The sequence below is a fragment of the Burkholderia sp. 4M9327F10 genome (assembly GCF_005503145.1).
Lineage (GTDB): Bacteria > Pseudomonadota > Gammaproteobacteria > Burkholderiales > Burkholderiaceae > Paraburkholderia.
This window is the reverse complement of the sequence record NZ_SCNV01000145.1, coordinates 1-1,296: the sequence shown is the minus strand read 5'-3', so window position 1 is coordinate 1,296 and position 1,296 is coordinate 1. Positions and strand designations below refer to the sequence as shown.

Annotated in this window: 2 protein-coding genes; one reads left to right on the top strand and one right to left on the bottom strand. The window is 63.9% G+C overall.

Annotation, left to right across the window (positions count from 1 at the left end; translation table 11 throughout):
• Positions 1-201: 201 nt before the first annotated feature.
• A complete protein-coding gene (locus tag FFS45_RS41480; RefSeq protein WP_137960355.1) occupies positions 202-807 on the top strand; it encodes a short chain dehydrogenase in 606 nt (201 codons plus the stop codon).
• Between the two features lie 117 nt (positions 808-924).
• Here FFS45_RS41480 and FFS45_RS41475 read toward each other — a convergent pair.
• The coding region (locus tag FFS45_RS41475) for a dihydroxy-acid dehydratase (protein ID WP_171029911.1) at positions 925-1,296 on the bottom strand (372 nt) is incomplete at its 5' end.

Below are 1,296 nucleotides of genomic sequence, written 5' to 3'. Positions count from 1 at the left end.
TGGGTGGGCTTTACGTGCAGCGTTTAAACCACTCCAGGTTTTCAGGTCGAGTGCGGCAAGCGGCAAGCGGCGAGTCGGCGTTCGCGGTTTGCACACAGACGATTCGAAACTCCAGGTTTAAGGACCTGCAAGTCATCTCCTCTGTTTCCCGCCGCGCGCCGCGCTGACAATAAACGTCACATTTAACATTCAGGGTGGCACATGAAAAAGATCGTCGTGATTGGTGCAACGGGCACGCTTGGCCAGGCTGTGAGCGCCGAATTGAAAGCTCGCCATGAAGTGATCGAGGTGGGCGCAACACGCGGCGCCTATCGGGTCGACAGTACGGACCCCGCCAGCATCGAAAAGCTGTTCCGCGAGATCGGCAAGGTGGATGGGATCGTCACCACCACCGGCAAGCTGCATTTCGGGCCGCTGCCGGAGATGACCGCCGAGCAGTTCTGGGTCGGCTTGCGCGACAAGCTGATGGGACAGATCAATGTGGTGCTGGGCGCGCAGCAGTACGTGAACGACGGCGGCTCATTCACGCTGACGAGCGGCATCGTCGGCGATGAGCCGATTCGCCTCGGCGCGAACGCGACCACCGTCAATCTCGCCCTGGAAGGTTTCGTGCGCGGCGCAGCGATCGAATTGCCGCGCGGTATCCGCATCAATGTGGTGAGCCCGACTGTGCTGAGGGAATCGCTCGAGGGGTACGGGCCGTTTTTCCGCGGCTTCGAAGCGGTGACGGCGGAGCGCGCCGCTCAGGCGTACGTGCGCAGCGTCGAAGGGGCGCAGACGGGACGGGTGTATCGCGTCGGTTATTGACGTATAGCGGTGCAGCGCGGCGGAGATTCGGCGAGCGCGGCGCAAGCGTCCCGCGGCCGTTGAGAAACCCGATACAGCGCTTCAAAGCAGGGTGCTTCGAAGCGCTGTACGCGTCACTCAGTGAATCTCCGGCTCGCCTGCGGTGCTGCCGCTAGTGGAGCCGCTCGCGCCCTCGCGCTGCAGGAAGTCGAAGTCGCACCCCTTGTTGGCCTGCATCACATGCACCTGATGCATCGCGCCGTAGCCACGCGTGAAGCGCGGCGCCGGGGCAACCCATGCCGCCTTGCGGCGCGCCAGCTCCTCGTCCGGCACCAGCACGTTCAGCTTCCTCTGCGGCACATCCAGCTCGATCAGGTCGCCGTCCTGCACCAGCGCAAACGGCCCGCCAATGAACGACTCCGGCGCCACGTGCAGCACGCACGCCCCGTAGCTCGTGCCGCTCATCCGTGCATCCGAGATACGCAGCATGTCGCGCACGCCCTTTTGCAG

Bases quoted from the DNA above. Each gene is read 5' to 3' on its own strand.
- FFS45_RS41480 (WP_137960355.1), top strand. From the start codon at position 202: ATGAAAAAGATCGTCGTGATTGGTGCAACGGGCACGCTTGGCCAGGCT.